Annotated in this window: 27 protein-coding genes; 15 read left to right on the forward strand and 12 right to left on the reverse strand. The window is 66.9% G+C overall.

The annotated features are described in order from the left end of the window. Nucleotides 1–106: 106 nt before the first annotated feature. Nucleotides 107–1,612: a YifB family Mg chelatase-like AAA ATPase gene (locus MF610_RS02315; RefSeq protein ID WP_242192489.1), complete on the reverse strand. Its 1,506-nt coding sequence runs from the start codon at nt 1,610–1,612 to the stop codon at nt 107–109. Nucleotides 1,613–1,726: 114 nt separating this feature from the next. On the opposite strand from MF610_RS02315, the gene MF610_RS02320 reads away from it, so the two are divergent. The 6 genes from MF610_RS02320 to yihA all read left to right on the forward strand — a co-directional run bounded on the left by MF610_RS02320 (nt 1,727) and on the right by yihA (nt 5,196). Next, nucleotides 1,727–2,008, forward strand: coding sequence for a hypothetical protein (locus tag MF610_RS02320; RefSeq protein ID WP_242192490.1), 282 nt, complete (start codon nt 1,727–1,729; stop codon nt 2,006–2,008). A gap of 73 nt (nt 2,009–2,081) precedes the next feature. Then, nucleotides 2,082–2,216: a 50S ribosomal protein L34 gene (rpmH, locus tag MF610_RS02325; protein ID WP_055760664.1), complete on the forward strand. Its 135-nt coding sequence runs from the start codon at nt 2,082–2,084 to the stop codon at nt 2,214–2,216. Between the two features lie 5 nt (nt 2,217–2,221). Then, nucleotides 2,222–2,557, forward strand: a complete 336-nt coding sequence (rnpA, locus tag MF610_RS02330; protein WP_277923832.1) for a ribonuclease P protein component — start codon at nt 2,222–2,224, stop codon at nt 2,555–2,557. A 41-nt stretch (nt 2,558–2,598) separates the two neighbouring features. Further along, nucleotides 2,599–2,811, forward strand: a complete 213-nt coding sequence (gene yidD / locus MF610_RS02335) for a membrane protein insertion efficiency factor YidD (RefSeq protein WP_242193558.1) — start codon at nt 2,599–2,601, stop codon at nt 2,809–2,811. A 22-nt stretch (nt 2,812–2,833) separates the two neighbouring features. After that, nucleotides 2,834–4,531 carry a membrane protein insertase YidC gene (yidC, locus tag MF610_RS02340; RefSeq protein ID WP_242192491.1) on the forward strand — a complete coding sequence of 566 codons (1,698 nt, stop codon included), beginning with the start codon at nt 2,834–2,836 and terminating at the stop codon, nt 4,529–4,531. Beyond that, on the forward strand, nt 4,528–5,196 hold the full coding sequence (gene yihA / locus MF610_RS02345; protein ID WP_242192492.1) for a ribosome biogenesis GTP-binding protein YihA/YsxC: 669 nt from the start codon (nt 4,528–4,530) through the stop codon (nt 5,194–5,196). The genes yidC and yihA overlap by 4 nt, the downstream gene beginning before the upstream one ends. 280 nt (nt 5,197–5,476) lie before the next feature. Here yihA and MF610_RS02350 read toward each other — a convergent pair whose 3' ends face one another. Beyond that, nucleotides 5,477–6,094: an exopolysaccharide biosynthesis protein gene (locus MF610_RS02350; protein WP_242192493.1), complete on the reverse strand. Its 618-nt coding sequence runs from the start codon at nt 6,092–6,094 to the stop codon at nt 5,477–5,479. An 80-nt stretch (nt 6,095–6,174) separates the two neighbouring features. On the opposite strand from MF610_RS02350, the gene MF610_RS02355 reads away from it, so the two are divergent. Beyond that, entirely contained in the window at nt 6,175–6,840 is a 666-nt protein-coding gene (locus tag MF610_RS02355; RefSeq protein ID WP_380870657.1) for a glutathione S-transferase family protein, read from the forward strand. Nucleotides 6,841–6,977: 137 nt separating this feature from the next. On the opposite strand, the gene MF610_RS02360 is transcribed toward MF610_RS02355, so the two are convergent. After that, on the reverse strand, nt 6,978–7,739 hold the full coding sequence (locus tag MF610_RS02360; RefSeq protein WP_242193559.1) for an alpha/beta fold hydrolase: 762 nt from the start codon (nt 7,737–7,739) through the stop codon (nt 6,978–6,980). Nucleotides 7,740–7,887: 148 nt separating this feature from the next. On the opposite strand from MF610_RS02360, the gene MF610_RS02365 reads away from it, so the two are divergent. After that, a complete protein-coding gene (locus MF610_RS02365) occupies nt 7,888–8,532 on the forward strand; it encodes a DUF6198 family protein (RefSeq protein WP_242192495.1) in 645 nt (214 codons plus the stop codon). 159 nt (nt 8,533–8,691) lie between these two features. On the opposite strand, the gene MF610_RS02370 is transcribed toward MF610_RS02365, so the two are convergent. The 4 genes from MF610_RS02370 to MF610_RS02385 all read right to left on the reverse strand — a co-directional run bounded on the left by MF610_RS02370 (nt 8,692) and on the right by MF610_RS02385 (nt 13,553). Further along, complete coding sequence (locus MF610_RS02370) at nt 8,692–9,393, reverse strand: methyl-accepting chemotaxis protein (RefSeq protein ID WP_242192496.1); 702 nt, start codon at nt 9,391–9,393, stop codon at nt 8,692–8,694. An 83-nt stretch (nt 9,394–9,476) separates the two neighbouring features. Then, entirely contained in the window at nt 9,477–10,502 is a 1,026-nt protein-coding gene (locus tag MF610_RS02375) for an aspartate-semialdehyde dehydrogenase (RefSeq protein WP_242192497.1), read from the reverse strand. A gap of 102 nt (nt 10,503–10,604) precedes the next feature. Then, nucleotides 10,605–12,803, reverse strand: a complete 2,199-nt coding sequence (locus tag MF610_RS02380; protein WP_242193560.1) for a S9 family peptidase — start codon at nt 12,801–12,803, stop codon at nt 10,605–10,607. 267 nt (nt 12,804–13,070) lie between these two features. Further along, nucleotides 13,071–13,553: an SH3 domain-containing protein gene (locus tag MF610_RS02385; protein WP_242192498.1), complete on the reverse strand. Its 483-nt coding sequence runs from the start codon at nt 13,551–13,553 to the stop codon at nt 13,071–13,073. Between the two features lie 97 nt (nt 13,554–13,650). Here MF610_RS02385 and MF610_RS02390 point away from each other — a divergent pair, with 97 nt between their 5' ends. From MF610_RS02390 to MF610_RS02400, 3 genes are all read left to right on the forward strand, one after another. Next, nucleotides 13,651–14,652, forward strand: coding sequence for a 2-hydroxyacid dehydrogenase (locus MF610_RS02390; RefSeq protein WP_242192499.1), 1,002 nt, complete (start codon nt 13,651–13,653; stop codon nt 14,650–14,652). 18 nt (nt 14,653–14,670) lie between these two features. Further along, complete coding sequence (locus tag MF610_RS02395; protein ID WP_242192500.1) at nt 14,671–15,195, forward strand: HIT family protein; 525 nt, start codon at nt 14,671–14,673, stop codon at nt 15,193–15,195. Between the two features lie 117 nt (nt 15,196–15,312). Further along, complete coding sequence (locus tag MF610_RS02400) at nt 15,313–16,149, forward strand: hypothetical protein (protein WP_242192501.1); 837 nt, start codon at nt 15,313–15,315, stop codon at nt 16,147–16,149. A 16-nt stretch (nt 16,150–16,165) separates the two neighbouring features. On the opposite strand, the gene MF610_RS02405 is transcribed toward MF610_RS02400, so the two are convergent. Together MF610_RS02405 and MF610_RS02410 are read right to left on the reverse strand one after the other, a co-directional pair. Then, the gene (locus MF610_RS02405) at nt 16,166–16,660 is read right to left on the reverse strand and encodes a hypothetical protein (protein ID WP_242192502.1); all 495 of its coding nucleotides are present in this window, start codon (nt 16,658–16,660) and stop codon (nt 16,166–16,168) included. Nucleotides 16,661–16,952: 292 nt separating this feature from the next. Continuing rightward, on the reverse strand, nt 16,953–17,633 hold the full coding sequence (locus MF610_RS02410) for a glutamine amidotransferase (protein WP_242192503.1): 681 nt from the start codon (nt 17,631–17,633) through the stop codon (nt 16,953–16,955). A 127-nt stretch (nt 17,634–17,760) separates the two neighbouring features. Between MF610_RS02410 and MF610_RS02415 the strand changes: the two genes are divergently transcribed. Further along, nucleotides 17,761–17,955: a hypothetical protein gene (locus MF610_RS02415; protein WP_242192504.1), complete on the forward strand. Its 195-nt coding sequence runs from the start codon at nt 17,761–17,763 to the stop codon at nt 17,953–17,955. A gap of 175 nt (nt 17,956–18,130) precedes the next feature. Here MF610_RS02415 and MF610_RS02420 read toward each other — a convergent pair whose 3' ends face one another. Continuing rightward, nucleotides 18,131–19,534 carry an NAD(P)H-dependent flavin oxidoreductase gene (locus MF610_RS02420; RefSeq protein WP_242192505.1) on the reverse strand — a complete coding sequence of 468 codons (1,404 nt, stop codon included), beginning with the start codon at nt 19,532–19,534 and terminating at the stop codon, nt 18,131–18,133. A gap of 133 nt (nt 19,535–19,667) precedes the next feature. Between MF610_RS02420 and MF610_RS02425 the strand changes: the two genes are divergently transcribed. Beyond that, a complete protein-coding gene (locus MF610_RS02425; RefSeq protein ID WP_242192506.1) occupies nt 19,668–20,141 on the forward strand; it encodes a hypothetical protein in 474 nt (157 codons plus the stop codon). Nucleotides 20,142–20,165: 24 nt separating this feature from the next. On the opposite strand, the gene MF610_RS02430 is transcribed toward MF610_RS02425, so the two are convergent. Further along, nucleotides 20,166–21,302, reverse strand: coding sequence for a glycosyltransferase family 4 protein (locus tag MF610_RS02430; RefSeq protein WP_242192507.1), 1,137 nt, complete (start codon nt 21,300–21,302; stop codon nt 20,166–20,168). Beyond that, complete coding sequence (locus tag MF610_RS02435) at nt 21,299–22,177, reverse strand: alpha/beta fold hydrolase (RefSeq protein WP_242192508.1); 879 nt, start codon at nt 22,175–22,177, stop codon at nt 21,299–21,301. The genes MF610_RS02430 and MF610_RS02435 overlap by 4 nt, the downstream gene beginning before the upstream one ends. Nucleotides 22,178–22,195: 18 nt before the next feature. Here MF610_RS02435 and MF610_RS02440 point away from each other — a divergent pair, with 18 nt between their 5' ends. Next, entirely contained in the window at nt 22,196–23,599 is a 1,404-nt protein-coding gene (locus MF610_RS02440) for a protein adenylyltransferase SelO family protein (protein ID WP_242192509.1), read from the forward strand. Nucleotides 23,600–23,647: 48 nt separating this feature from the next. Then, nucleotides 23,648–25,090, forward strand: a complete 1,443-nt coding sequence (gene astD / locus MF610_RS02445; protein WP_242192510.1) for a succinylglutamate-semialdehyde dehydrogenase — start codon at nt 23,648–23,650, stop codon at nt 25,088–25,090. Nucleotides 25,091–25,216: the final 126 nt, after the last annotated feature.

Raw genomic sequence — 25,216 nt, forward strand, 5'->3', positions numbered from 1 at the left:
AAACCCCTCGTTACGTTCGTGCAATGTGTTGCAAGCCCCGTCGGCAATGGCAACGTCGCAATCGGATACCCTCGCCGAACCAGAGAGGCCGATTGAGCCCACCCCTTCAATTCGTCGGCGGTCGCCGGCGATAGCTCAGCGCCTCGGCGACGTGCGCCCGCCCGACGCCCTCGGCCTGCGCCAGATCGGCGATCGTCCGGCTGACGCGCAGGACGCGGTGGAACGCACGGGCCGACAGACGCATCGCCTCCGCCGCCTGTGCCAACAGCGCGCGGGCCGGCGCGTCGAGCGTCGCGGCGCGTTCCAGCACGGTGCCGTCCGCCTCGGCATTGGTGCGCACACCGTCGGCGGCATAGCGCTCCCGCTGCACCGCCCGCGCCGCCGCCACCCGTGCGGCGACCTCCGCCGATCCTTCGGCGGGCGGCGGCAGGACGAGGTCGGCGGCACTCACCGCCGCCATCTCGATCGCCAGGTCGATACGGTCGAGCAAAGGCCCCGACACCTTCGCCTGATAATCGGCGGCACAGCGCGGCGCGCGGGCACAGGCGAGCGCCGGATCGCCCAGATGGCCGCAACGGCACGGGTTCATCGCCGCGATCAACTGCACCCGCGCCGGAAAGGTGACATGCGCATTCGCCCGCGCGACGCTGACCTCGCCGGTTTCCAGCGGCTGGCGCAACGAATCGAGCACCGCCCGCTGGAACTCGGGCAGCTCGTCGAGGAACAGCACGCCCAAATGCGCCATGCTGATCTCGCCCGGCTTTACCCGCAAGCCACCACCGGTCAGCGCCGCCATCGATGCCGAATGGTGCGGGCTACGGAACGGGCGCACTCGCGTCATCCGCCCGCCGGTCAGCGTCCCCGCCACTGACTGCACCATCGACACCTCCAGCGCCTCGGCGGGGTCGAGTGGCGGCAATATGCCGGGCAGGCAGGAGGCGAGCAGCGACTTGCCCGCCCCCGGCGGCCCGACCATCAGCAGGTTGTGGCCCCCGGCCGCGGCGATCTCCAGCGCGCGCTTGGCGGTTTCCTGCCCCTTCACCTGCTTCAGGTCGTTGCCGCTCCACCCTTCCTCGGCGCCGCCCGGCACCGGGTTGCGCAGCATCTGTTCGCCCTTCAAATGATTGAGCAGCGACAACAGGTCGGGCGCGGCGACGACCGACGTACCGGCCCACGCCGCCTCCGCCCCTTGCGCCGCCGGACAGATCAGCGCCCGCCCCTCGCCGCTGGCCAGCATCGCCGCCAGCAGCACGCCCGGCGACGCCGCGATCCGCCCGTCGAGGCTCAGTTCGCCGACGACCAGATGCTCGGCCAGCCCCTCGGCATCGACCACCCCCATCGCCGCTAGCAGGCCGAGCGCGATCGGCAGGTCGTAATGCGACCCTTCCTTGGGCAGGTCGGCGGGCGACAGATTGACGGTAATTCGCTTGGGCGGCAGCGCCAGCCCGATCGCGGCGATCGCGGCGCGTACCCGCTCGCGGCTTTCGCCCACCGCCTTGTCGGGCAGGCCGACGACAACGAACGCGGGAACCCCGGGCGCCAGCTGCACCTGCACCTCGACCCGCCGTGCCTCCAGCCCCAGATATGCCGCCGTCGATACGATCGCGACCATAACGCCCCTGTTCCCCGTTTGCCCCCGACGTCCATAGCGGCTTTCCCGTCCGAAGGAACGGTCCGTCATGGCCGTCTTGCAAGCGCAACACACGACTGGCATGGCGGGGCCACGATGCGGGCCCTGCAGTTGATCGTCGGCGTGGTGCTGATCCTGGTGACGCCGCTGGTCGCGGTGCTGCCGGGACCGGTCGGCATTTTCGCCTTTGCCGCCGGCACCGCGCTGATCCTGCGCAATTCGCGCTGGGCACGCTATCGCTTCGCACGGGCGATGCGGCGCCATCCCCGCATCCGCGCGCTGTCCGACCGGGCACTGCGCCGGCCGAGTGCGAAGCGGCGGCGCCTGCGTGCCGATGCGGTGCGGTCGGACGTTGACTTCGCGGGCACCCGTGGCTAAGGCGCTGGCCACGCGGCCGCCGTCACTGGCGGCTTTTTACGTTCTGGCAGTTTGAATACCCGGGGAATGAGTGATGAAGCGGACTTTTCAGCCGAGCAACCTGGTACGGGCCCGTCGCCACGGCTTCCGCTCGCGCATGGCGACGCCGGGCGGCCGCAACGTGATCCGGGCGCGTCGTGCGCGCGGTCGCAAGAAGCTGTCGGCCTAACCAAGATGCTTCGCCGCCGGGATTATCTGGCGGCGAATGCGGGACGCCGGGCACCCATGCCCGGTTTCGTCCTGCTGGTGCGGGAGCGCCGGGTGGACGAACTGGCCGATACGCCGCCACAGGCGATGCGAATCGGCATTACCGTATCGAAAAAGGTCGGAAACGCCGTCATCCGCAACCGGATGAAACGGCGTTTTCGCGCGCTTGCCGCAGAACTGCTGCCCGAACAGGGCATTGCTGGCGCCGATCATGTACTGATCGGTCGGAACAGCGGCATCGAGCGCCCGTTCGATGACTTGAAGGCCGACCTTTCCAAGGCATTGCGCAAGGTCCGCCGGTGAGCGACGCCGGCCCGGCTGCAGACGACGCCCCCCGTCCGGGCATCGCCGCCCGTGCACTGATGCTCGTCGCACGGGCGTGGCAATTGGGACCGTCGCTGATCCTGCCTCCCTCGTGCCGCTATCAACCTTCCTGTTCGGCCTATGCAATCACCGCCATTGCCCGCTATGGCGCGATCAAGGGGGGCTGGCTGGCCGCGAAACGTATCGCGCGCTGCCATCCCTGGGGCGGGCACGGCCACGATCCCGTGCCTTGAGACTGACGCCTGAGGAACTCGCGTGAAGAACGACCAGAAGAATTTCCTGCTGTTCGCGGTACTGGCTGCGCTGGTGCTGTTCGGCTGGCCGTATATCGCCAACCATTTCTTCCCGGCCGCCAATCCTCCGGTGACGAAGCTGGAGGACGGCAAAAGCAAGCCCGTCGCCAACCCCGCGACCGATCCGGCCGCCGACACCGCGAACGCGATTCGCGACCGGGCGATCGTCCTGCGCGAAACCCCGCGGGTGGTGATCGACACGCCGGCGGTACAGGGCTCGATCAACCTGCGCGGCGGGCGGATCGACGACCTCGTGCTGGTCAAGCACAAGGAAACCATCGCCAAGGATTCGCCGCCGGTCCGCCTGCTGTCGCCCTCGGGCACGGCCGACGCCTATTTCGCGCAGTTCGGCTGGAGCGGCACCGGCATCACGCCCCCGCCCGCCGATGCGCTGTGGACCGCCAGCGGCACCAGGCTGACCCCGCAGACCCCGGTGACGCTGACGACCCAGTCGGGCAGCCAGCGCTACCTGATGCAGATTTCGGTCGACAGCGGCTATATGTTCACCATCCGCCAGAGCGTCGTGAACACCGGTGCGCAGCCGGTGCAGGTCGCGACCTATGGCCTGCTCAGCCGCCGCGGCGCGCCGGTCGACAAGGATACGATGACGATCCAGGTCGGCCCGATCTACGAAGCGGGCAACGGCGTGAAGTTCGACGTCGATTACAAGGATATCGACGCCGCGCCGACGACCTTCAACACGAAGGGCGGCTGGCTCGGCTTCACCGACCATTACTGGATGACCGCGCTGATCCCCGATCAGAACGTCCAGCACGGCCTGTCGTTGAAGGGCGGCGACCAGCGCCACCAGGCGGATTATCGCTCGCCGACCCTCGCCACACTCGCGCCGGGTCAGGCGATGACGCAAAGCGCGCGCTTCTTCGCCGGTGCCAAGGAAAACAAGCTGCTCAATGCTTATGAGGAACAGGGCGTGCCCTATTTCTCGCGGTCGATCGACTGGGGCTGGTTCCGCATCGTCGAGGAACCGATCTTCACCTATCTCGACTGGCTGTTCCGCATGGTCGGCAATTTCGGCGTCGCGATCATCCTGCTGACGTTGACCATCCGCGGCCTGATGTTCCCGATCGCCCAGCGCCAGTTCGCCTCGATGGCGGCGATGCGCGCGATCCAGCCCAAGCTGAAGGTGCTGCAGGAACGCTACAAGGACGACAAGCCGCGCCTCCAGCAGGAGATGATGGCGCTGTACAAGACGGAGAAGGTCAACCCGGTCGCCGGCTGTCTGCCGACGCTGATCCAGATTCCGATCTTCTACGCGCTGTACAAGGTGCTGTTGCTGACCATCGAGATGCGGCACCAGCCGTTCGTCGGCTGGATCAAGGATCTGTCCGCGCCCGATCCGGCGACGATCCTGAACCTGTTCGGCTATCTCGACTTCACGCCGCCGCACTTCCTCGCGATCGGCATCGTGCCGGTGCTGCTCGGCATCTCGATGTATTTCCAGTTCAAGCTGAACCCGGCGCCGATGGACGACATGCAGAAGCAGGTCTTCGGGCTGATGCCATGGGTGCTGATGTTCATCATGGCCCCGTTCGCGGTCGGGTTGCAGGTGTACTGGATCACGTCGAACCTGCTGACCATCGCACAGCAGCAGCTGCTCTATTCGCGGCATCCGGCGCTCAAGCAGGCACCGGCCAAGTGAACGACCTGCCCCCTCCACCGCCGGGCGACGAGCGCTTCGACCCCGAACAGGTCGAAGCGGCGCGCAAGATCTTTGCGGGGCCGATCCAGTTCCTGAAGTCCGCGCCGTCACTGGAGCATCTGCCCCCGCCCGACGTGCCCGAAATCGCGTTCGCCGGCCGCTCCAACGTCGGCAAGTCGTCGCTGCTCAACGCGCTGACCGGCCGCACCTCGCTGGCGCGGACCTCGGTCACGCCGGGGCGGACGCAGGAGCTGAACTTTTTCGACATCGGCACGCCGCTGAAACTGCGGCTGGTCGACATGCCGGGCTATGGCTTTGCCAAGGCGCCCAAGGACATGGTCCGCAAGTGGCGCTATCTGGTGAACGATTACCTGCGGGGGCGGCAGGTGCTGAAGCGCACCCTAGTGCTGATCGATTCGCGCCACGGCATCAAGGATGTCGATCGCGAGGTGTTCGAGATGCTGGACAAGGCGGCGACCAGCTACCGCATCGTCCTGACCAAGACCGACAAGATCAAGGCGACCGAACTGGAGGACGTCTACGCCGCGGTCGGCGACGAGGTTCGCAAGCGCCCGGCGGCGCACCCCGACGTCATCTCGACGTCGAGCGAAAAGGGCATGGGCATCGCCGAACTGCGCGCGGCGGTGATCGAGTCGATCGGGTAGGCCTTCGCCCGCCAACCACGTCACCCCAGCGCAGGCTGGTGTCTCCCAGTTGGCAAGCGCAGCACCCGCCCCATGGAGACCGCAGCCTGCGCTGCGGTGACGTGTGGATGAAGCGCGGCGAAACTCCCCCATCATTCCCGCGAAGGCGGGAATCCATACCCGCTGACCTTCCGATGCAAGGTGCAACGTCAGCGCATAGGGACTCCCGCCTTCGCAGGAGCGACGACGGAGGCGTGGTCCGGTTGCGCGAAATCCAGCAAGCCTGACGATCGCGCCGCTGCTACCCCTGCTTCGACACGAACAACCCCGCCCCCAGCGCCACCGCACCCACCGACAGCGCACACGCGACGATCATCAACACCCCGTCGCGCACCAGCAGTGCGATACCGAACGCCATGATCGCCGCCATCGGCGCGGTGCTGGCAAAGGGCAACAGCTCGAGCGGCGGCACCGTCAGGCACAGCAGCAGCACCGCGACCCCGGCAACCTTGACCATCGGTCCCTTCGTCAGTGCGGGCATCCGGCCGTGAAACCACTTGTCCATCCGCCTGGCGATCGGGCGCCCCTTCTCGACCACCTTTTGCAGATTGCCGCCCTTCATCCCGCGATTGGCGAGAAACCCCGGCAGCCACAAATGCTCTCGCCCGAGCACCAACTGGATGGCCAGCAAAGCAAGGACCGCTGCCAGTGCGGTCGGCAGGCCGGGAATGCCACCAACCGGCGAAATCTCGATCATCGGCAGTACGATCAGGAACGGCCCATAGGCGCGGTGGCCCATCGCCTCGAGCATGTCGCCCAGCCGAACCTTGTCGCCACCGGCATCGTCGCCCAGTTCCTGCAGGCGATCGAGCACATCGCCGACGCTCTGCGGATCACCGCTCTTTTCGTTTTCCGCCATGGCGCTGGCAACGGATCGTTTCGCCTGCGGTTCCGATGGGGTCGACAGCCCCGCCGCCCCGTGGCACGACCCGGCCCATGCTGAAGCTCATCATCGGGAACAAGGCCTATTCCTCCTGGTCGCTGCGCGGCTGGCTGGCGGCCAAGCTGTCGGGCCTGTCGTTCGAAGAGGTCGTCGTGCCGCTCTACGACGCCGACTGGGACAAACGACGCGAGGGCGACGAGTTCGCACCGTCGTCGGGCAAGGTCCCGATCCTGTGGGACGGCGACGACATCGTCGTGTGGGACAGCCTGGCAATCGTCGAATATCTGAACGAGAAATCGGGCGGCGATAAATTCTGGCCGGCCGATCCGGCCGCGCGCGCGATGGCGCGGTCGATGGCAGCGGAGATGCATTCGGGCTTTGCGCCGCTGCGCCGCAAGCACAGCATGAACGTCCGCCAGGTCTATGACCCGACGCAGCCCGACGACGATGTGCTGGCCGACCTGTCGCGCATCTACGAGCTGTGGGCGCAGGCGCGGGCCCGCTTCGGCCAAGGCGGCGATTTCCTGTTCGGGGAGTTCGGTGCGGCGGACATCATGTTCGCGCCCGTGGCGACGCGCATCGTCACCTATTCGCTCCCCTGCCCTCGCTTCGCGATGGGGTACATCATCACCCTGATCAACCACCCCTGGATGCAGGACTGGATCGCCGCTGCGCAGGAGGAGGATTGGGTGCTGGAACAGTATGAGCAGCCGGTGAAGTAGAAATCCTCCCCGGCACGGGGAGGGGAACCGCCGCGTAGCGGTGGTGGAGGGGGATCGCCGCGCAACGCAACCGTGGTGAGCGGGACACCCCCCTCCACCAGCTTCGCTGGTCTCCCCTCCCCGTGCCGGGGAGGACGTTACGCCAAAAAACCCGCGATCGCGTCGCCCAGCTCGCGCTTCACCACCGCGCTCATATGGTTCCCCGGCGTCTCGACCAATCGCGCATCGGGCAATAGTTCGGCCAGCGCCGCGTGGCTGCCATTATCGTCGTCCTCTTCCCCCGCCAGCACCAGCACCGGCTGCCGGATCGCCGCCAGTTCCTTGCGCGACGTATCGACGAACGTGTCGAGCACCCCCAGCAACGCCACCGGATCACCCCCGGTGGTCTTCAGGAACGCCTCCGCCATCCATTCGGGCGACCCGCGCTCGAAACTGCCGAGATTGGTCAGGATGCGTCGGAAATGCGCCGCGCGCCGCCCGGTGTCGAGCAACCCTTCCAGCCCCATGCCGCTCAGCACCAGCTTGCCCGGATTTGCCCCCATCGTCAGCATCCGCACCGCCGTCCGCGCGCCCAGCGAATAGCCGCCCAGGTCGTAATCGGTCAGCTCCAGATGCGTGAGCAGCGCCATGCCGTCCTTCGCCAGCGCATCGGCGGGATAAGCCTCCGCGCCATGCGGCCGCGCGCTCAGCCCGTGCGCGCGCAGATCGGGCATGATGACCCGCCGGCCAAGCGCCGCGATCTTCGCCGCATGGCCATATTTGATCCAGTTGGTCTGCGCGTCGCTGAAATATCCGTGGATCAGCACCACCGGTCGCCCCGCGCCCACCTCGCTCCACGCGATCTCGACCCCGTCGAAGCTGGCGAAACGATGGGTGGTGACGCTGGGCTGGTCCACGATGCTGCCTTTTCCTTGGTACAGAGGGAGTGGGCGATATGGGCGGCGGGTCGGCGGGTGTCGAGACGTACCCGACCCCGTTTTGTCACTTCACCGCCGCAGCGAACCGCGCTAATGGCTCGCGCAACAATATGACAGCATTAGGGGAAGGATGCCGGCCCGACCGGAGACCGCCATCATCGCCCCCGCCCTGCCCCATAGCGCCGTACCGCACAGCCGTTCCGAAGACGTTTACGCCATCGTCGTCGGCTGTGTCATGATCGCGCTCGGCCTCGCGCTGCTCCACGCCGCGGGGCTGGTGACCGGCGGTATTGCCGGGGTCGCGCTGCTGGTGTCCTACCTCGTCCCCCTGCCGACCGGCATGCTGTTCACGCTCATCAACATCCCCTTCTTCCTGTTTTCCCGGCGGGCGATGGGGTCGCGCTTCATGTGGCGGACGATCGCGGTCAATGGCGGGATCGCGCTGTTCTCGACCATGGCACGCTATGGCCTGCGCATCGTCGAGGTACATCCCGCCTTTGCCGCGATCGCCGGCGGCACGGTGATCGGCATGGGTATCCTTGCGCTTGCGCGGCACGATGCCGGTGTCGGCGGTACCGGGGTGGTGACGCTGTGGCTGCAACGCACCCGTGGCTGGAACGCCGGGCGGACGCAGATCGCGATCGATCTCGCCATCCTCGCCGCGTCGTTCGCGGTCGTCGCCCCCGTGCAGGTCGGCTGGTCGGCACTGAGCGCCGCGGCGATCAGCGGTATCCTGATCGCGTGGCACCGTCCGGGGCGTTATACGGGCTATTGATCGGACCGATCGAGCAGGCACGCAACGCCGCCGTCCGCCGTCGAAACGCGTCACCAGCCAGTCAAGGCACGTCACCCGGACTTGATCCGGGGTCCCGCTTCTTCTCGACCAGGTCCGGGGTGACGCAAATCCGAACGTCGTCGAACCTCGACACCGCGCCTACGCCGCGATCGCCGTCCCTGGCCCATGCTCCCGCAGCATCGCCGCGGCGCGTTCGGTGGCGCTACGAATGTCGTCCGACAGCGACTTCACCTCGCGCGCGACCACCGCGAACCCGCTGCCCGCCTCGCCCGCCCGTGCCGCCTCGATCGCGGCGTTGAGCGCCACCAGCCGCGTCTGTGCGGTGATGTCGCCGATCGCGGTGACGATCCCCGCCAGTTGCGACATGACCAGTCGCAACGCCCCGGCCTGCTCCTCCAGCCGGTCGCGGAACCGCTGCCCCTCGGCCAGCCGAGCCTGCACCTCGCGTTCCAGCAGCACCTGCCGCGTCATGTCGGTCGCGATCTTGACGATCTTGATCGGGTGCCCCGCACCGTCGAGCACCGGATTATAGGTCGCCTGCAGCCAGACTTCGCCGCCCCGCCGGTCGAGCCGACGGTACAGCCCGCTGTCGAACGCGCCCCCCGCCAGCTTCCGCCAGAACGCACTATAGTCGCTGGAGGCCGCATCCTGCGGGGTACAGAACATCCGGTGATGCGCCCCGCGCACGTCCGCCAGCGTATAGCCCATCGTGTCGAGGAACGCGTCGTTGGCCCACAGGATACGGCCATCGAGCGCGAACTCGATGACCGCCTGCGATCGACAGATCGCCGCCCACGCGCCCCAATAGAGCGCATTGTCCTGGATGCCGTCCATATCCATACGCAAAATATGGACGCTATTGGTTAGCGCTTCGTTAGGAGTGGGCGTAACCGACTGGAAAAGCAGGTACGCTATCGTACGGCTCAGTCCTTTTTCAGGTGGCGACGACCCAGCAATTCCGCAATCTGCACCGCGTTCAGCGCGGCACCCTTGCGCAGATTGTCCGACACGCACCACAGCGCGAGACCGTTTTCGACGGTCGAATCCTCCCGCACGCGGCTGACATAGGTCGCGAAGTCGCCGACGCATTCGATCGGCGTCGCGTATCCGCCGTCCTCGCGCTTGTCGATCAGCATGATGCCGGGCGCCTCGCGCAGGATCTTCTGCGCGTCCTCGGCCGACAGTTCGTTCTCCATCTCGATATTGATCGCTTCGGAATGGCCGACGAACACCGGCACGCGGACGCAGGTCGCGATGACCTTGATCTTGGGATCGAGGATCTTCTTGGTCTCGACCACCATCTTCCACTCTTCCTTGGTCGACCCGTCGTCGAGGAAGCTGTCGATGTGCGGGATCACGTTGAACGCGATCTGCTTGGTGAACTTCTTCGGCTCGGCGCTGTCGCCGACGAAGATGTTGCGGCTCTGTTCGAACAGCTCGTCCATCCCCGCCTTGCCCGCGCCCGACACCGATTGGTACGTGGCGACGACGACGCGGGTGATCTTCGCGGCGTCGTGGATCGGCTTGAGGGCCACGACCATCTGCGCGGTCGAGCAGTTCGGGTTGGCGATGATGTTCTTGGCGCGATAGCCGTCGATCGCCTCCGGGTTCACCTCCGGCACGATCAGCGGCACGTCGGGGTCCATGCGGTACAGCGACGAATTGTCGATCACGGTGCAGCCGGCGGCGGCGAACTTCGGCGCATAGACGGCGGTCGCCTCGCTGCCGATCGCGAACAGCGCCATGTCCCAGCCGGCGGGATCGAAATGCTCGATGTTCTGAATCTTGTACTGCTTGCCGGTCTCGCCGAAATCGGCCATCTCGCCGGCCGAGCGCGACGACGCCAGCACCGCCAGATCGTCGATCGGAAACTCCCGCTCCGCCAGGATGTTCAGCATCTCGCGCCCGACATTGCCGGTCGCGCCCGCGACGACTACCCGATAACCCACTTAGCTTCTCCGCGATCAAATCTTGCGCGCGGAATAGCCGTTTCGCACCTTTTGTAAAGTCGCACCGCCGCAACGCATCGGCATCACGGTGGCAAAACCCGGTTACTTCTTGTCCTTCACCTGCCGGTCGAGGAAGTTCAGGATCGTCTTCCACAGATGCTCGCTGACCCCCGGACCGCCGACGCGGTGAGTCTGTCCGGGATAGAGCATCAGCTCGAACGGCGTACCCGACTTCTGCATCGCCGCCATCATCGCCGTCGAATGTTCCAGCACGACGTTATCGTCGGCCATGCCGTGGATCAGCAGCAGCGGGTCCTTGATCTTCGCCGCATCGGGCACCGTCGCCGACGTCGCATAGGCTTCGGGCACCTGCCCCGGATCACCCATATAGCGTTCGGTATAATGGGTGTCGTACAGTTCCCAGCGCGATACCGGCGCACCCGACACGCCGGCGGCGAACACGCCGGGTGCCTTTTCCAGCATCTTCAGCGTCATATAGCCGCCGTACGACCAGCCATAGGTCGCGATCTTGTTCGGCGCGACGAACGGCAGCGTCTTGAGATAGTTGGCACCGGCGATCTGGTCCTCGACCTCGACCGATCCCATCGCGCGGAAAATCTGGTCCTCGAACGCCTTGCCGCGCTCGGGCGATCCGCGATTGTCGATCTCGAACCAGATCCATCCCTGATCGACCAGATACTGGCGCAGTGCCCCGCCCCACGCCCGACGCACGACCTGACTGCCCGGGCCGCCATAGTGCGAGAAGAACACCGGGTAGCGCTTGCCCGGCTCCAGCTTCGGCGTGATCATGTTCCAGTGCAGCACCGATCCGTCGGCCGCCTTGATCTCCCCGAACTGGGTCGGGCGATGACTGGCGACATAGGGCGCATAGGGGTGATCGCCGGTCAGCGCATTCTCGTTGATCCACGCGATCCGCTTGGCGGAGGCATCGGCCAGATAGGTCTGCGCCGGCTGGTCGGGGTTGGAGCGCGTGACGATCAGCCGCGATGCCTTGCCATCCATCGACGCGCTGTACGACCAGCCCGCCTCCGTCATCCGCGTGACGGCACCCGGCTTGGCCAGATCGACGCGGTACAGCTGCCGCTCGAGCGCATCGTCCTTGTTGGCGAGGAAATAGACGCGGCCCTTCGCCTCGTCGACGCCCGCCAGATCGGCGACCATCCATGGTCCCTTGGTCAGCTGCGTCCACTTGCCCGCCTTCCAACGGTACAGATGGCCGTATCCGTCACGCTCCGACCACCAGATCAGGCTGCCGTCCTTCATCGCATGATAGGCGTCGGACAGGTTGACCCAGCTCTTCGGCCCCGACTTCTCGGTGAACAGCACGGTCGCCTTGCCCGTCGCCGGATCGACGCGCAGCATGTCGAGCGTCGTCTGCGCCCGGTTCTGCCGCTGCACCAGCAACGCCTTACCATCCGACGTCCAGTCGACCCGCGCCAGATAGATGTCGGGGTCGCTGCCCAGATCGACCTTCACCTTGCCCGACCCGTCCGGCCGCATCACATACAGCTCGACCAGCACGTTCGGCGTGCCCGCCTTCGGGTAACGCTGCTGGTAGATGCTCGTCCCCTCGGCCCCGATCGCCGAACGGGTGACGATGCCGACTGGCGCCTCGTCGAAGCGCTGCACCGCGACCATCCGGTCGTCGGGCGACCACCAATAGCCGGTGCGGCGGTTCATTTCCTCCTGCGCGACGAACTCCGCCTCGCCGAAATGGACCGTGTCCTTGCCCTCGGTGGTGAGTGCGATTTCCTTGCCGGTCTTCAGGTCCAGCGCGACGAGATTCTGGTCGCGCACGAAGCTGACATAGTTGCCCTCCGGACTGACCACCGGGTTCAGCTCGCCACTCTCGCTATTGGTCAGCCGGCGGACAGTCCCGTCGATCGAGGCGAGATACAGGTCGCCATCGAGTGGCACGAGGATCGACTTGCCATCGGGCGCCCAGTCATAGGCGAGGATGCCGCGCTTGCCGGTCAGCGAACGGTCGCGTTCGCGCTGCATCTTCTCCGCTTCGGACAAAGCGGCACCGGTGCCGACCTTCTTCGAATCGACCAGCATCCGCCATTCGCGGGTGGTCGTGTCCATCGCCCACAGGTCGAACCGCTCGCGCTCGTCGGCGCGGTTGCGCAGCAGCGTGACGTATTTGCCGTCGGGCGAGAGCTTCAAATTCTGTGGCTGGCTGCCGTTCAGGTCGGGGCTGGCGAACACCCGCTCCAGCGTCAGGTCGCTCGACTTTGCCGGTTCACTCGCCCCGGCCGGCGCCGCCGGCTCACCCGCCATGCCTGCCGTTCCCATTGCCAGCAACGCCGCTCCCATCAACCATTTCACCATAATGCCCCGTATCCGTATCCGCCGCCAATGCGCCGATCGTATCAGTTGTTATCGCCGCAGCTCGGGCGGAGGTAAATGGTTGAGTTTGGTGGGTGGCCGAGCAGAAACCGTACCCCCGCGCAGGCGGGGGTCCAGGGTCACGATCGCCACCGTCGATTGGCTTGGCTCTGGATCCCCGCCTGCGCGGGGATACGATGGCGGGTTCGCGAGGAGACGCTACATCGTATCCCCCGGATCGACCCCCCACAACCTTGCCTGCTCGACATAGCCGCCACGCCCCTTCACATCGAAGAAGCACCACGCCCCGTTGCACCGCGACAGCCGCCCGACCACGCCCGGCGCCGCACGCCACACCACCGGCGCGCCGGCCTGCGGCGACGCGCGCAGTTCCAGCACCTCGCGCCCGACGAAGCCGGTGCGGCGGTCGCTCAACAGCCCGACCTGCAACCATCCACGCGTACCGTCGGGGTCCTCGACCCGGCGCCAGTCCTGATAGATGTCGACGACCTTGATCGGCATGTCTGCACGGCGATAGACCCATTGCGTCGGGTAATTCTTGCCCGGCCCGCTGCGCATCCGCGCCTCGCCCGCCGCGATCGACGCATAATAAGGCGGCTTGCGACGCTGTGCCTCCGCCGGTCCCGCCGCCAGCATCGTCAGCACCGCCGCCACCGCGATCGATTGCCTCCCTAAGCGCATGATATCGTCCCCATTCGTCTGAACCCAAGCTCTATCGGCAAGCGCCCCCTCGCGGCAAGCCGTTGACGCGGCCAACGCCAGCCGCCAATCCTGCGCCATGGCAGCAGCATCCCCCCCGCCCCGCACACCCCGAGTACAGGTGACGCGGCGGCTGCCGGCGGCGACCGAGGGGCGGATGGCGACGCTGTTCGACACCGTCTTCAACCAGGACGATCATGCCCCGTCGCAGGGCGAACTGGCCGCGGCGATGGCCGATTGCGACGTGCTGGTGCCCGCCGTCACCGACGTGATCGACGCCGCGCTGATTGCCGCCGCGCCCGACCGCCTGCGCCTGATCGCCAATTACGGCGCGGGCGTGAACCATATCGATCTGAAGGCGGCGCATGCCCGCCGCATCCTCGTCACCAACACGCCGGGCGTGTTGACCGAGGATACCGCCGACATGGTCATGGCGCTGATCCTCGCCGTCCCCCGCCGGCTGGCCGAGGGGGAAAAGCTGGTCCGCTCCGGCGAGTGGAAGGGGTGGAGCCCCGGCGGCATGCTCGGCCACCGCATCGGGGGCAAGGCGCTGGGCATCATCGGCATGGGCCGCATCGGACAGGCCGTCGCCCGCCGCGCCCGCGCCTTCGGCCTGACCATCCATTATCACAACCGCCACCGCCTTCCGCAAGCGGTCGAGGCCGACCTCGGTGCGACGTGGCACGCCGATCTCGACGAAATGCTGGGCGTGATCGACCTGCTGACGATCCACACCCCGCGCAACGCCGACAGCGAAAACCTGCTCGACGCCCGCCGCCTCGCCCGCCTGCGCCGCCACGTCTATCTCATCAACGCCTCGCGCGGCGGCATCGTCGATGAAGAGGCGCTGGTCGACGCACTGGAACGCGGCCGCCTCGCCGGCGCGGGCCTCGACGTCTGGGCGCATGAACCGGCGATCGACCCGCGCCTGCTGTCGCTGCCCAACGTGGTGATGACCCCGCATATGGGATCGGCGACGCTGGAGGGCCGCGTGGCGATGGGCGAAAAGGTCATCACCAACATCCGCGTCTGGTCCGACGGCCACCGCCCGCCGGATCAGGTGCTGGACGGGTTGCGGTAGGATCGTCGGAGGAACGCCATGCGGTGGAGGTCGATCGTCCATGGACTGATCCCGGTCGCGACGCTGACCGGCGGAACCATGGCCTTGGCGGCGCAGCACCAGCCCGAAGCGGACAAGCCGATCGTCTGCCCGCTGTCCGCCCCCTATCGCAGCGACAATCCCTTTGCCCGCATCCTGCGACAAGAGCTTCTCGTATCGATCATCGCCGAAGATGCCCGCATGATCGCGATCGTCTCGCTCGACTGGAAACGTCCCGGCCATGCGCTCATCCTTCCCAAGGCACCCGTGCGCAACCTGTACGACCTGGGCGAGCGCGATACGCTGGCCCTGATGCGGTTGGCGAAGCGCGTCGCGACAGCGCAGCAGCGTGCGCTGGGCAGTACGGGATTCGTGTTGCAGCAGAACAATGCCGTCAGCCAGCATGTCTGCCACTTCCACCTCCATGTGATCCCGAACACCCTGCCGGACCCCGGAAACCATCCGACCCGCGCCGAAATGGACGACATCGCCCGGCGTCTGAAGGCTGCGCTCCCGCCCGGATGACGGCAGCCAGCGAATGCACCGCCGGATCGACGACGACGCGGCGCTGCATGGCTGCCATGACCGGACCCCGTGGCAATCCGTAACACGATGCCGCTAACGACTGACATCGCTGCTGCCATGAGGTCCGCCATACATTTCGACCTGCTCCAGTCGCTCAGCCTGTGCGGCACCCTGTCGATCCCGAACGACGATCGCGCCGGCACCAATGCCCGCCGCGCGTGGATCATCGACGGCGCGACCGACCTGTCGCCGCCCGGCTTGCTCGGCGCACAGGGGGGCGCGGCGTGGCTGGCGGCAACTGCCGACACCGCGTTCGCAACGGCCGATGCCGACACCCTGACCGATGTGTGCGCGCAGGTGGCCGCGACGGTCGAGGCCCGCTATCATGCCGAACGCCGTCGTAAGCCGGCGGGCGCGTGGGAACGTCCCCGCGCCTCCTTCGCCGCAGTGCAGACCGCCGGCGACATGCTCGAACTCGCCTGGGCCAGCGACTGTTCGATCCTGCACGCCACCGCCGACACGGTCACGTGGCGCACACCCGCGCCCAACCGCACGCGCGAAAGTGCGCAGGCAGCGGCGCTTGGCCCCGGTGTCGGCGCGGCGCGGCTGTCGACCCCGGCGATCCTCGAAGACCGCCGCATTGCGCGCTCGCGTCCCGGCCAACGCGTGCTCGGCATCGACGCCGCCGAGACGATGGCGATCCTCAACCTCACCCGGTTCGATGTCTCAGTCGGCGACGAACTGCTGCTGATGACCGACGGCATGGTCGCGCTGGTCGACTCCTACTGCGTACACGACGCGCACAGCCTGTTTGCCGCCGTCCGGGCGCAGGGCCTCGCCGCCCTCGGCACCGAACTCCGCGCGATCGAAAATGACGATGCCGCCTGCCTGCGCTATCCGCGGTTCAAGGTCAGCGACGACGCGACCGCACTGTGGGTGCGGATCGGCGGCTGACCGCTTGGCGCCTCGCTCAATCCTCTTCGACGAACCGGCGCTTGGGGAACGCCGCACTGCCTTCGTCGACGACCAGACGGAAGCGCCACGACAGCCATGTCTCCGCCTGCGGAAGGTCGCGGAAATCGATCGGGATGCGTGCGATCGGCTGCAACCGGCCATCGTACAGGTCGATATGCGCCACCGGGAACACGCCGATGACGAACACCGTCCTGCCGAACCCCGCGACCTTCGTCAGATCGATCGTCGTGGTCCGGTACAGCCGGTGTATCCGGATGACGTCGCCGTCGATGCTCCAGCGGAAATCCTGAATTGCGAACCCGCCGGCCACGAAGCACAGGATGAACAGCGCGATGAACACGCCCGACCAGATCTCGGTCGCCGGCAACGTCGACCAGTGCCGCGCCATCGCATCCACCAGCGCGATCAGCGCCGCGGATCCGCCCAGTATCAGCAACCAGCTCAGCAGCCGCTTGGGCCACCCGGTTCGAAAGACGAGCTTCTCGGCCATGCTACCTCGCCACGCCGCCAGGGGATGCGGCAGGGTAGAACGACCCACTGCCATTATCCAGCGCGGACCACCGGCTCCAGAAGGACACCATCGGCCCCACGGTCACCCCGGACTTGATCCGGGGTCCTGCTTCTTCTTTCCGCAGCAAGCGGTATTCGGCACTTTCCTACAACCGCCGCCGCTGCCAGACTCGCGCCTCACGCCCTCAATGGCCACGCTTTTTGACTCTGCCGCTTCATGTCACGCTCAAATAGCGCACGAGTGTGAACTTAGTGAACTTTGGCCGAAAACCTCAGCCTTTAACGCCACTCAGCCATTCGCCGATCATCGCCTGCCCCGCGCGCACCGCCGCTGGTCCCAGCGTGCGATATTGCTCGGTCAGGTTTTTGCGATGCTTCGGGCAGTCGAGATAGTCGAGCCACGCCTCGAACCGCGCATCCTCACCCATCTCGGCATGGAATTGCAGCGCCAGCAGGTTCGCCCCCCGCCGAAACCCCTGCCGATAGCGCGCCGTCGTCGCCAGCAACTCCGTACCTTCGGGCAGGTCGAATGTGTCGCCATGCCAGTGCAGCACCGGCACGTCGGCAACATGGGCGAGCGGCGACGCCACCCCCGGTGCCAGATCGACGGGTGCGAACCCGATCTCGCACCCCGTCCCCCGGTAGACCGCCGCACCCAGCGCCGCCGCCATCATCTGCGCCCCCAGGCAGATGCCCAGCGTCGGGCGATCCGCCGCCAGCCGGCGCGACAGCGCGTCGATCTCGCCCGGTATCCACGGATGCTCGGCGACGTCGTACACGCCCATCGGCCCGCCCATGACGATCAGCAGGTCGGGTTCGGTCAGGTCGGCGGTCGCAAAGGCGGGATCGGTCACGTCGATCCGGTCGATCGCATACCCCGCCGCCTCGACCGGCGGGCGGTAGCCGGCGCAGCCTTCATAGGGGACATGGCGAACGATCAACGCGGACTTCATGCGCCTAATCTATCGCGCCCAATCTGAATGGCACCTGCAATGTTTCTTTGTGTTGCAATGGGGTTGGTTTGGAACCGCTGCGACGCACAATCATTTGCCGGACGTAGCGTAAAACAGGAGCAACCCCATGAAAAAGATCGCAACCATCGTCCTCGCCCTCGCCGCTGGCAGCTCGCTCGCCGCCTGCTCGACGCTGCGCGGCGGCGCGATCGGTGCGGCAGGTGGCGCCGGCATCGCGGCCGCTACCGGTGGCAGCGTGGAAAAGGGTGCGGCCGTGGGCGGCGTCGGTGGCGCCGTGGTCGGCACCGTCGCCGACGATTGATCGAACGGGCGGGAGCGCGAACCGCACTCCCGCCCGACAACTGCCTCGCCAGCGACGAACGTCACCCCCGCACAGGCCGGGGTCTCTCGGAAATGGGCAGCGCACCAACCGCAGGAAACCCCGGCCTGCGCTGGGGTGACGTAACTAGGGCCGGAGCAATCCGATCAGGTCGGGATCAATCCCCCGTCAAGATCCGGTCGACCAGCTGCTTCACGCTCGGCACGAACCCGTTCGAATAGAAGGGATCGCGCTTGAAGTTGTACGCGGCGTGGCCGGCGAACATCAAATTTTGATCGGTCGGCCCGCCATGGGCGATGTCCTGCAACGTCTTCTGGATGCAGAAGCTGCGCGGATCGGCTAGCCTCCCGGTCGAGTTCGTCTCGCTATCGGCCCAGCTCGAAAAGCTGCACTGCGACAGGCACCCCATGCAGTCCGCCTGATCCTTGCGGATGATCCCCTTCTCGTCGGGCGTCACGAACACCAGCGTGTTGTCCGGCGTCTTGAGCGCATCGGTGAAGCCGAGGCCAAACCATTCGCGCGCGCGCAGCAGGTCGCCCTGCGTCACCCAGAAATTCTTGCCCTTCACGCCGACGTCGAGCTGGAAGACATGGTCGCCCGCTTCCTGCGTCGAGAAGGCGATCTGCCGCTCCGACCGCGCCTCGAGGCTGCGCAGGAACGGGTTGCGCACCGCCGACGAATAGAAACCCGTCGGGCTGAACCGGTGCAGCAGCACCTCGCCCTCCTCGATCTCCATCAGCTTCGCCTTCCACTCGGGCGGGATCGGGCTTTCCTGCGTCAGCAGGGGACGGGTGCCGAACTGGAACGCGATCTTGCCCAGCTCGGGATTGTCGATCCAGTCGTTCCAGTCACGCAGATACCACACGCCGCCGGCCATCACGATCGGCACGTCGTCCGAAATGCCGCCCTCGCGCATCGTCGCGCGCAGGTCGCGGACGCGCGGATACGGGTCCTGCGGCTCCAGCGGGTTCTCGGCATTCGACAGCCCGTTATGCCCGCCGGCCAGCCACGGATCCTCGTAGACCACTGCCGCCAGCCATTCCGACGCCTTCGAATAGGCCCGCTTCCACAGCGCACGGAACGCCCGGCCCGACGACACGATCGGCAGATAGCTGACGCCGTAGGACGCGGTAATCTCCGACAGCTTGTAGGGCATGCCGGCACCGCAGGTCACGCCCGACACCAGCCCGCGCGTCCGCTCCAGCACGCCGTGCAGGATGCGCTGCGCCCCGCCCATTTCCCACAGGACGTTGATGTTGATCGCGCCCTTGCCGCCCGCGATCTCCCACGCGCGCCGCACCTGCTGCACCGCGCCCTCGATCGCATATTCGATCAGTTCTTCGTGGCGTTCGCGACGGGTCAGCGCCTTGTACACCTGGGGCACGATCTTGCCTTCGGCATCATAGCTGTCGGCATTGACCGCGGAAACGGTACCGATGCCCCCCGCCGCCGCCCACGCGCCTGCCGATGCGTGGTTGGTAGCGGCAACGCCCTTGCCCCCTTCGATCAGCGGCCAGACTTCGCGGCCGTTATAGACGATGGGCGACAGACCTTTGAACAACGCAACCTCCAATGGGAACCACGAAGCGGAACGGACGCCAGGCGGCCACCGCATCCGGCCGTCATTAATCCCACCCGCGCCCGAACGCGAGCAAATTGCGTGGACACCTTTGGGTCGAACGCTACCGTGCGCTATGCGGACCCGACTTTTTCTTGTGCCCTTCACGATCCTCGCGGCCAGTTGTGCCGGTCCGTCAAACCGCGAGCAGGTGCTGATGGAGGAGATCGAGCGGAAGGTTTTGCTACCGAGAGAGGCATCACCGCTCAACCGCTACGCGCGTCATTATGCCTTTACCGGCAAAGGCGTCGAGGCCGTCTATGTCGCAATCTACCCGCCCTCGAACCAAGGCGAAATGGGGTTCGTCACCGAAGATTGGGGCTGGCGCCCTTTGACTGAAGCCGAAACCCGAGAAGCGGAAGTCTCGGATGCTGCTTGGCGCCTTCGATTGGGCGAAGCGAACAGCCGACGCTGGCATGCTCTCGACAGCGAATTTCCTAGTGCTGACGATGGGGGCTGCGACTACGTGAACATCGGCTATGACCCGGTCACCAAACAGTTCCTGTATGTCGAGTGCAACGGCCCGGACGGACGGGGACGCCCTGACTAAGAGGTATCGGCCGGCTAGACTATCCTAACCCAACGCCCCGGGTCGCCCGAGCGCGCGTTCGTACAGCGCCTTGTACGCCGCGATCATCTTCGCCTCGTCGAACTCCGCCCGCGCCTTGGCGAGGTTCGCTTCGCCCACCCGCCGTCGCGCGTCGGCATCGACCGCCAGCGTCTGCAACCGGTCGCGCAGGTGTACCTCGTGCCGGTCGATACCCATATATGGGTGGTTCTCGTCGGCCACCATCGCCATGATGTCGCCGACCGGCGGGGCGACCACCGGCAGGCCGGTCGCCATCGCCTCCATCACCGAAATCGGCTGCTGCTCGCTGCGCGACGACAGCGCGAAGATATCGAACAGCCCCATGTAACGGTACGGCTCGGGCAGAAATCCGGGCAGGTGGACGCGGTCGTCGATGCCCATCGCCTCGGCGGCGTCGAGGATCGTCTCGCGCTCCGGCCCCTCGCCGACGATCACCAGCCGGACCTTCACCGCGATGCCGCCAACCGCACGCACCAGCAGCGGCAGGTCCTTGACCTCGCGCAGGCCGGCAACGGTCCCGATGACGACCTCGTTCGGCTTGCGCCGGAAACCGGGGATCGCGTCGGGTGCGACGCCTTCGGCATAGCGCTCGACCGGGATGCCGTTGCCGATCAGGTGCAGGCGGTGTTCGGGCTGTTTCCACGGTCCGCGCGCGACCTGCATCAGCCGCTGCGACGGCACGACCAGCGCCTCCGCCGCGCCCAGCGCGAAGCGGCGATACAGGTTACGCATCGGGTTCAGCCGGGTCGCCTCGTCCTCGTTGAAGCCGTCCTCGTGATGGACCACCGGCGGCGTCCCCTTGGCGAACACCCGCTTCGCCATCACCCCGTCGATCGCGCCCCAGTTATAGGTCAGCACCAGATCGAAGCGCCGCATGAACTTCGCGATCGCCTCGTACCGCGCGACCGACGGCTTGCCGGTCAGCGGCGGCGGGTTCTGCGCGATCTCGTAGCGGATATGGCTGCCGATCGCCGCCTGTGCCTCGGTCCGTTCGGGCACCCCCGATACGATCATATGCACCGCATTGGGCCCCCATGCATGCATCAGCCGGATCGCCCGCGCCTCCTTGCCGCCATAGGCGAACGACGAATGCAGGTGGAGGATGCGGACCGGCGCGCTCATGCCGCGGCGACCCGCGCCAGCAACCGGTCGATCGCGCCGATCGCCGCCGGTTCGGTCAGCACCGGGGCATGGCCGATTTCCGCGACGTTGGTCAGCTCGGCTCCGTCGATCCGCGCCACCATCGCGTCTGCGACCCGTGCCGGCAGGATGTCGGACAGCTCGCCGCGCACGATCGCGACCGGCTTGCCCGCCAGTGCCTCATACGCCCGCCACATGTCCGGCCCGGCCTCGTTGCCCGGCACGCGAAACGGTTCGGCGATCTTCATGTCGTAGTCGAGGATGATCCGCCCCGCCGAATTGAGCCGATGCGCCCGCTTGGCCATATGCAGCCAGTCCTGCACCTCGTACCGCGGAAACACGTCGCCATTATTCTCCGCCACGGCGCGCGCCGCGTGCATCCATGTCGGGTGGCTCACCTGCTTGCCGACATAGCCGCGAATGCGTCCCAGCCCGACCGGATCGAGTTCCGGCCCGACATCGTTGAGCAGCGCGGCGGCGATCCGGTCGCGATCGGTCGCGGCCAGCAACATGGTCAGGATACCGCCCAGCGACGTCCCGAACGCGACCACGCGCGGCAGCGCCAGCTGGTTCAGCAGCGCCTCGACATCCTGCAGATAGACCAGCGGGACATAGGTCATCGGATCGCGCGCATAGCCGCTCTCGCCCCGCCCGCGCATCTCGGGCACGATCAGCCGCCATTGCCCGGCAAGCCGGTCGGCGACATCCTCCCAGTCGCGCACGTTGCGGGTCAGCCCGTGCAGGCACAGTATCGCCGGCCGGTCGTCCCGCCCCGGATAGTCGCGATAATGCAGTCGGAGGCCGTCGTTCGACCACCAATAGCCATCGGTGAAGCGTTGCTTGTCCAAAAGCGCCATCACCCCCCATATCGCCGTATGGCCGAAAACCCGCAACCCGCTCGCTACCGTCCCCGTACCGATATTCTGGGACTGGGCGATCCGTTCTACGACGCGGTAACCGCGGCGGACTTCCCCGCGCACATCCTGCGCTTCCGCAACGACCGCGCGGCGGCGGAGATCGGGATCGTTCCGGCCGACGGCACGACCGACGCCCTCCTCCTCACCGACGCCGCATGGGTCGACCATTTCGCCCGCTTCACGCCCCTCCCCGGCAGCCTCCCCGAACCCCTCGCGCTGCGCTATCACGGTCACCAGTTCCAGTCCTACAACCCCGACATCGGCGACGGCCGCGGGTTCCTGTTCGCGCAGGTCACCGACCATCGCGGCCGCCTGCTCGACCTCGGCACCAAGGGGTCGGGCCAGACCCCGTACAGCCGCTTCGGCGACGGTCGCCTGACGCTGAAGGGCGGCGTGCGCGAGGTGCTGGCGACCGAGATGCTCGAGGCGCTGAACGTGCCCACCTCGCGCAGCTTCTCGCTGGTCGAGACCGGCGAGGAACTGGTACGCGGCGACGAACCCTCGCCCACCCGCTCGGCCGTGCTGGTCCGGCTGAACCACAGCCATGTCCGCATCGGGACGTTCCAGCGGCTGGCCTATGAACGCGACGGCGACGCGATGCACCGTCTGATCGACTATGTCCTGACCCGCCTCTACGACCACACGCCCGGCGCCGATCCCGCGATCGAGCTGTTCGACGAAGCGGCCGGCCGTGTCGCGACGCTGGCCGCGCGGTTCATGGCCGCCGGGTTCGTCCACGGCGTGCTCAACACCGACAACATCAACCTGACCGGCGAGAGCTTCGACTATGGCCCGTGGCGCTTCGCCCCGACGTGGGACGCCGGCTTCACCGCCGCCTATTTCGATCATCACGGCCTCTACGCCTTCGGACGTCAGCCTGACGCGATGCACTGGAACGTGATGCAGCTGGCGGTGGCACTGCGCACCGTGGTGGAGGCACCGCCGCTGATCGCTGTACTCGAAACCTTTCCCGACCGCTATGCACAGGCAGCGGCAGACGCGATGCTGTGGCGGCTGGGCGTCGTGCCGCGCAATGCCGACAGCGACCGCGCGCTGGCCGATGCGGTCACCCACGCCCTCGCCGGTTCCGGGATGGCGATCGATCGCTTCTTCCACGACGCGTTCGGCGGCTGGTTGCCCGAAGGCGACGACTGGACCCCGTTCGAGGAGGTGCGCGCCCGCCTGTCCGACTATCGTCCGCGTAAAGGTCGCGACCACCCCTATTGGTCCGACGCTGCGCCCTGTTCGATGCTGATCGACGAGGTCGAGGCGATCTGGTCGGCCATCGCCGAACGCGACGACTGGGCACCGTTCGACGCAAAGGTCGCCGCGATCCGCCGGATGGCCACCGCGCTTGCCTGACCCTCGGCTTCGTAGCAAATGAAGTGTTAACGCATTCCGGTCCACAGAATGCGCGACACCAGGGGGCAGTTGAACACCGCGATGGCCGAACTCGTATCGACCGAACCCGCGACCGGCGCGACGCTGTGGCGCGGCCAGATCGGCAATGCCGACACCGAAATCGCTGCCGCCCGCGCCGGATGGGCCGGCTGGGCCTCGCGCTCGCTCGCCTATCGGATCGAAGCGCTGCGCCGCTTCGCCAATGTCGTGCGCGGCCGGTCGGAAGCGTTCGCCGACGTCATCGCCCGCGAAACCGGCAAGCCGCTATGGGAAGCGCGGACCGAGGTCGAATCGGTCGTGGCCAAGGTCGATATTTCCGTCACCGCCTATGGCGATCGCACCAGCCAGCGCCGGCTGGAATCGCCGATGAACTCGCGCATGGCGCTGCGCCACAAGCCGCACGGCGTGCTGGCGGTGCTGGGACCGTACAACTTCCCGGCGCACCTGCCCAACGGCCACATCGTCCCCGCGCTGATCGCGGGCAATGCGGTGGTGTTCAAGCCGTCCGAAAAGACCCCCGCAAGCGGCGCCTTCCTCGTCGACTGCTACCGCGCGGGCGGGGTGCCGGAGGATTGCATCCGCCTGCTGATCGGCGGCGCCGAAGAAGGACGCACGCTGGCGCAGCATCCCGATATCGACGGGATGTTGTTCACCGGATCGGCGCGCACCGGCATCGCGCTCAACCGGCAATTCGCCGACACCCCCGACAAGATCCTCGCGCTCGAAATGGGCGGCAACAACCCGATCGTGGTGTGGGGCACGCCCGATCTGTACGCCGCTGCGGTGCTGGTGGTGCAGTCGGCCTTCACCTCCGCCGGACAGCGCTGCACCGCCGCCCGTCGTCTGATCGTCGAGCGGCGGCTGGCCGAGCCGTTGCTGGCGGAGATCGGGCGGCTGTGCGACCGCCTGATCATCGGCGAACCGCATGCCGACCCCGCGCCGTTCATGGGCCCGGTGATCGACAACGAAGCCGCCGACCAGCTGACCGAGAGCTTCCTGTCGCTCACCTCGCGCGGGGGCCGTCCGCTGCGCTTCCTGCGCCGGCTGGTCGAAGGGCGCCCGTTCCTCACCCCCGGCATCATCGACATGTCCGACACGGCCGAACGCAGCGACGTCGAACTGTTCGGCCCGCTGCTCCAGCTGTTCCGCGTCGACAGCTTCGACGATGCGATCGCGGAGGCGAACAACACGCGCTACGGCCTGTCCGCCTCGCTGATCTCGCAGGACCCGCAGCTCTACGACCGGTTCTGGGCCAATATCCGCGCCGGCATCGTCAACTGGAACCGCCCGACCAACGGCGCCTCGTCCAGCGCACCGTTCGGCGGCATCGGCCTGTCGGGCAACCATCGTCCCTCGGCCTATTACGCGGCGGATTACTGCGCCTATCCGGTGGTATCGGCGGAGGCGGAGCAGGCGCGGGCGTCGATCGGCATCGGGCTGAGAAACGAATAGGGCAGCGTTCTCACCCCCCCTCACAACACACGTCACCCCAGCGAAGGCTGGGGTCTCCCGGTTGGAAAGCGTTGCGCATCACCACGGGGATACCCCAGCTTGCGCTGGGGTGACGGATGGGGCGGT

It is taken from the genome of Sphingomonas hankookensis (assembly GCF_022664465.1).
In the GTDB taxonomy this organism is placed as follows: domain Bacteria; phylum Pseudomonadota; class Alphaproteobacteria; order Sphingomonadales; family Sphingomonadaceae; genus Sphingomonas; species Sphingomonas hankookensis.

Excerpts from the sequence above, each read along its gene's own strand:
- MF610_RS02410 (WP_242192503.1), bottom strand. The coding sequence starts at position 17,633 with ATGAAGTCCGCGTTGATCGTTCGCCATGTCCCCTATGAAGGCTGCGCC.
- MF610_RS02395 (WP_242192500.1), top strand. The coding sequence starts at position 14,671 with ATGCGGTGGAGGTCGATCGTCCATGGACTGATCCCGGTCGCGACGCTG.
- rnpA (WP_277923832.1), top strand. The coding sequence starts at position 2,222 with ATGCTTCGCCGCCGGGATTATCTGGCGGCGAATGCGGGACGCCGGGCA.
- astD (WP_242192510.1), top strand. The coding sequence starts at position 23,648 with ATGCGCGACACCAGGGGGCAGTTGAACACCGCGATGGCCGAACTCGTA.
- MF610_RS02385 (WP_242192498.1), bottom strand. The coding sequence starts at position 13,553 with ATGCGCTTAGGGAGGCAATCGATCGCGGTGGCGGCGGTGCTGACGATG.
- MF610_RS02435 (WP_242192508.1), bottom strand. The coding sequence starts at position 22,177 with ATGGCGCTTTTGGACAAGCAACGCTTCACCGATGGCTATTGGTGGTCG.
- MF610_RS02380 (WP_242193560.1), bottom strand. The coding sequence starts at position 12,803 with ATGGCGGGTGAGCCGGCGGCGCCGGCCGGGGCGAGTGAACCGGCAAAG.
- rpmH (WP_055760664.1), top strand. The coding sequence starts at position 2,082 with ATGAAGCGGACTTTTCAGCCGAGCAACCTGGTACGGGCCCGTCGCCAC.
- MF610_RS02430 (WP_242192507.1), bottom strand. The coding sequence starts at position 21,302 with ATGAGCGCGCCGGTCCGCATCCTCCACCTGCATTCGTCGTTCGCCTAT.
- MF610_RS02440 (WP_242192509.1), top strand. The coding sequence starts at position 22,196 with ATGGCCGAAAACCCGCAACCCGCTCGCTACCGTCCCCGTACCGATATT.
- MF610_RS02425 (WP_242192506.1), top strand. The coding sequence starts at position 19,668 with ATGCGGACCCGACTTTTTCTTGTGCCCTTCACGATCCTCGCGGCCAGT.
- MF610_RS02320 (WP_242192490.1), top strand. The coding sequence starts at position 1,727 with ATGCGGGCCCTGCAGTTGATCGTCGGCGTGGTGCTGATCCTGGTGACG.
- MF610_RS02350 (WP_242192493.1), bottom strand. The coding sequence starts at position 6,094 with ATGGCGGAAAACGAAAAGAGCGGTGATCCGCAGAGCGTCGGCGATGTG.
- MF610_RS02390 (WP_242192499.1), top strand. The coding sequence starts at position 13,651 with ATGGCAGCAGCATCCCCCCCGCCCCGCACACCCCGAGTACAGGTGACG.
- MF610_RS02415 (WP_242192504.1), top strand. The coding sequence starts at position 17,761 with ATGAAAAAGATCGCAACCATCGTCCTCGCCCTCGCCGCTGGCAGCTCG.
- MF610_RS02400 (WP_242192501.1), top strand. The coding sequence starts at position 15,313 with ATGAGGTCCGCCATACATTTCGACCTGCTCCAGTCGCTCAGCCTGTGC.
- MF610_RS02365 (WP_242192495.1), top strand. The coding sequence starts at position 7,888 with ATGCCGGCCCGACCGGAGACCGCCATCATCGCCCCCGCCCTGCCCCAT.
- MF610_RS02370 (WP_242192496.1), bottom strand. The coding sequence starts at position 9,393 with ATGGATATGGACGGCATCCAGGACAATGCGCTCTATTGGGGCGCGTGG.
- MF610_RS02315 (WP_242192489.1), bottom strand. The coding sequence starts at position 1,612 with ATGGTCGCGATCGTATCGACGGCGGCATATCTGGGGCTGGAGGCACGG.
- MF610_RS02405 (WP_242192502.1), bottom strand. The coding sequence starts at position 16,660 with ATGGCCGAGAAGCTCGTCTTTCGAACCGGGTGGCCCAAGCGGCTGCTG.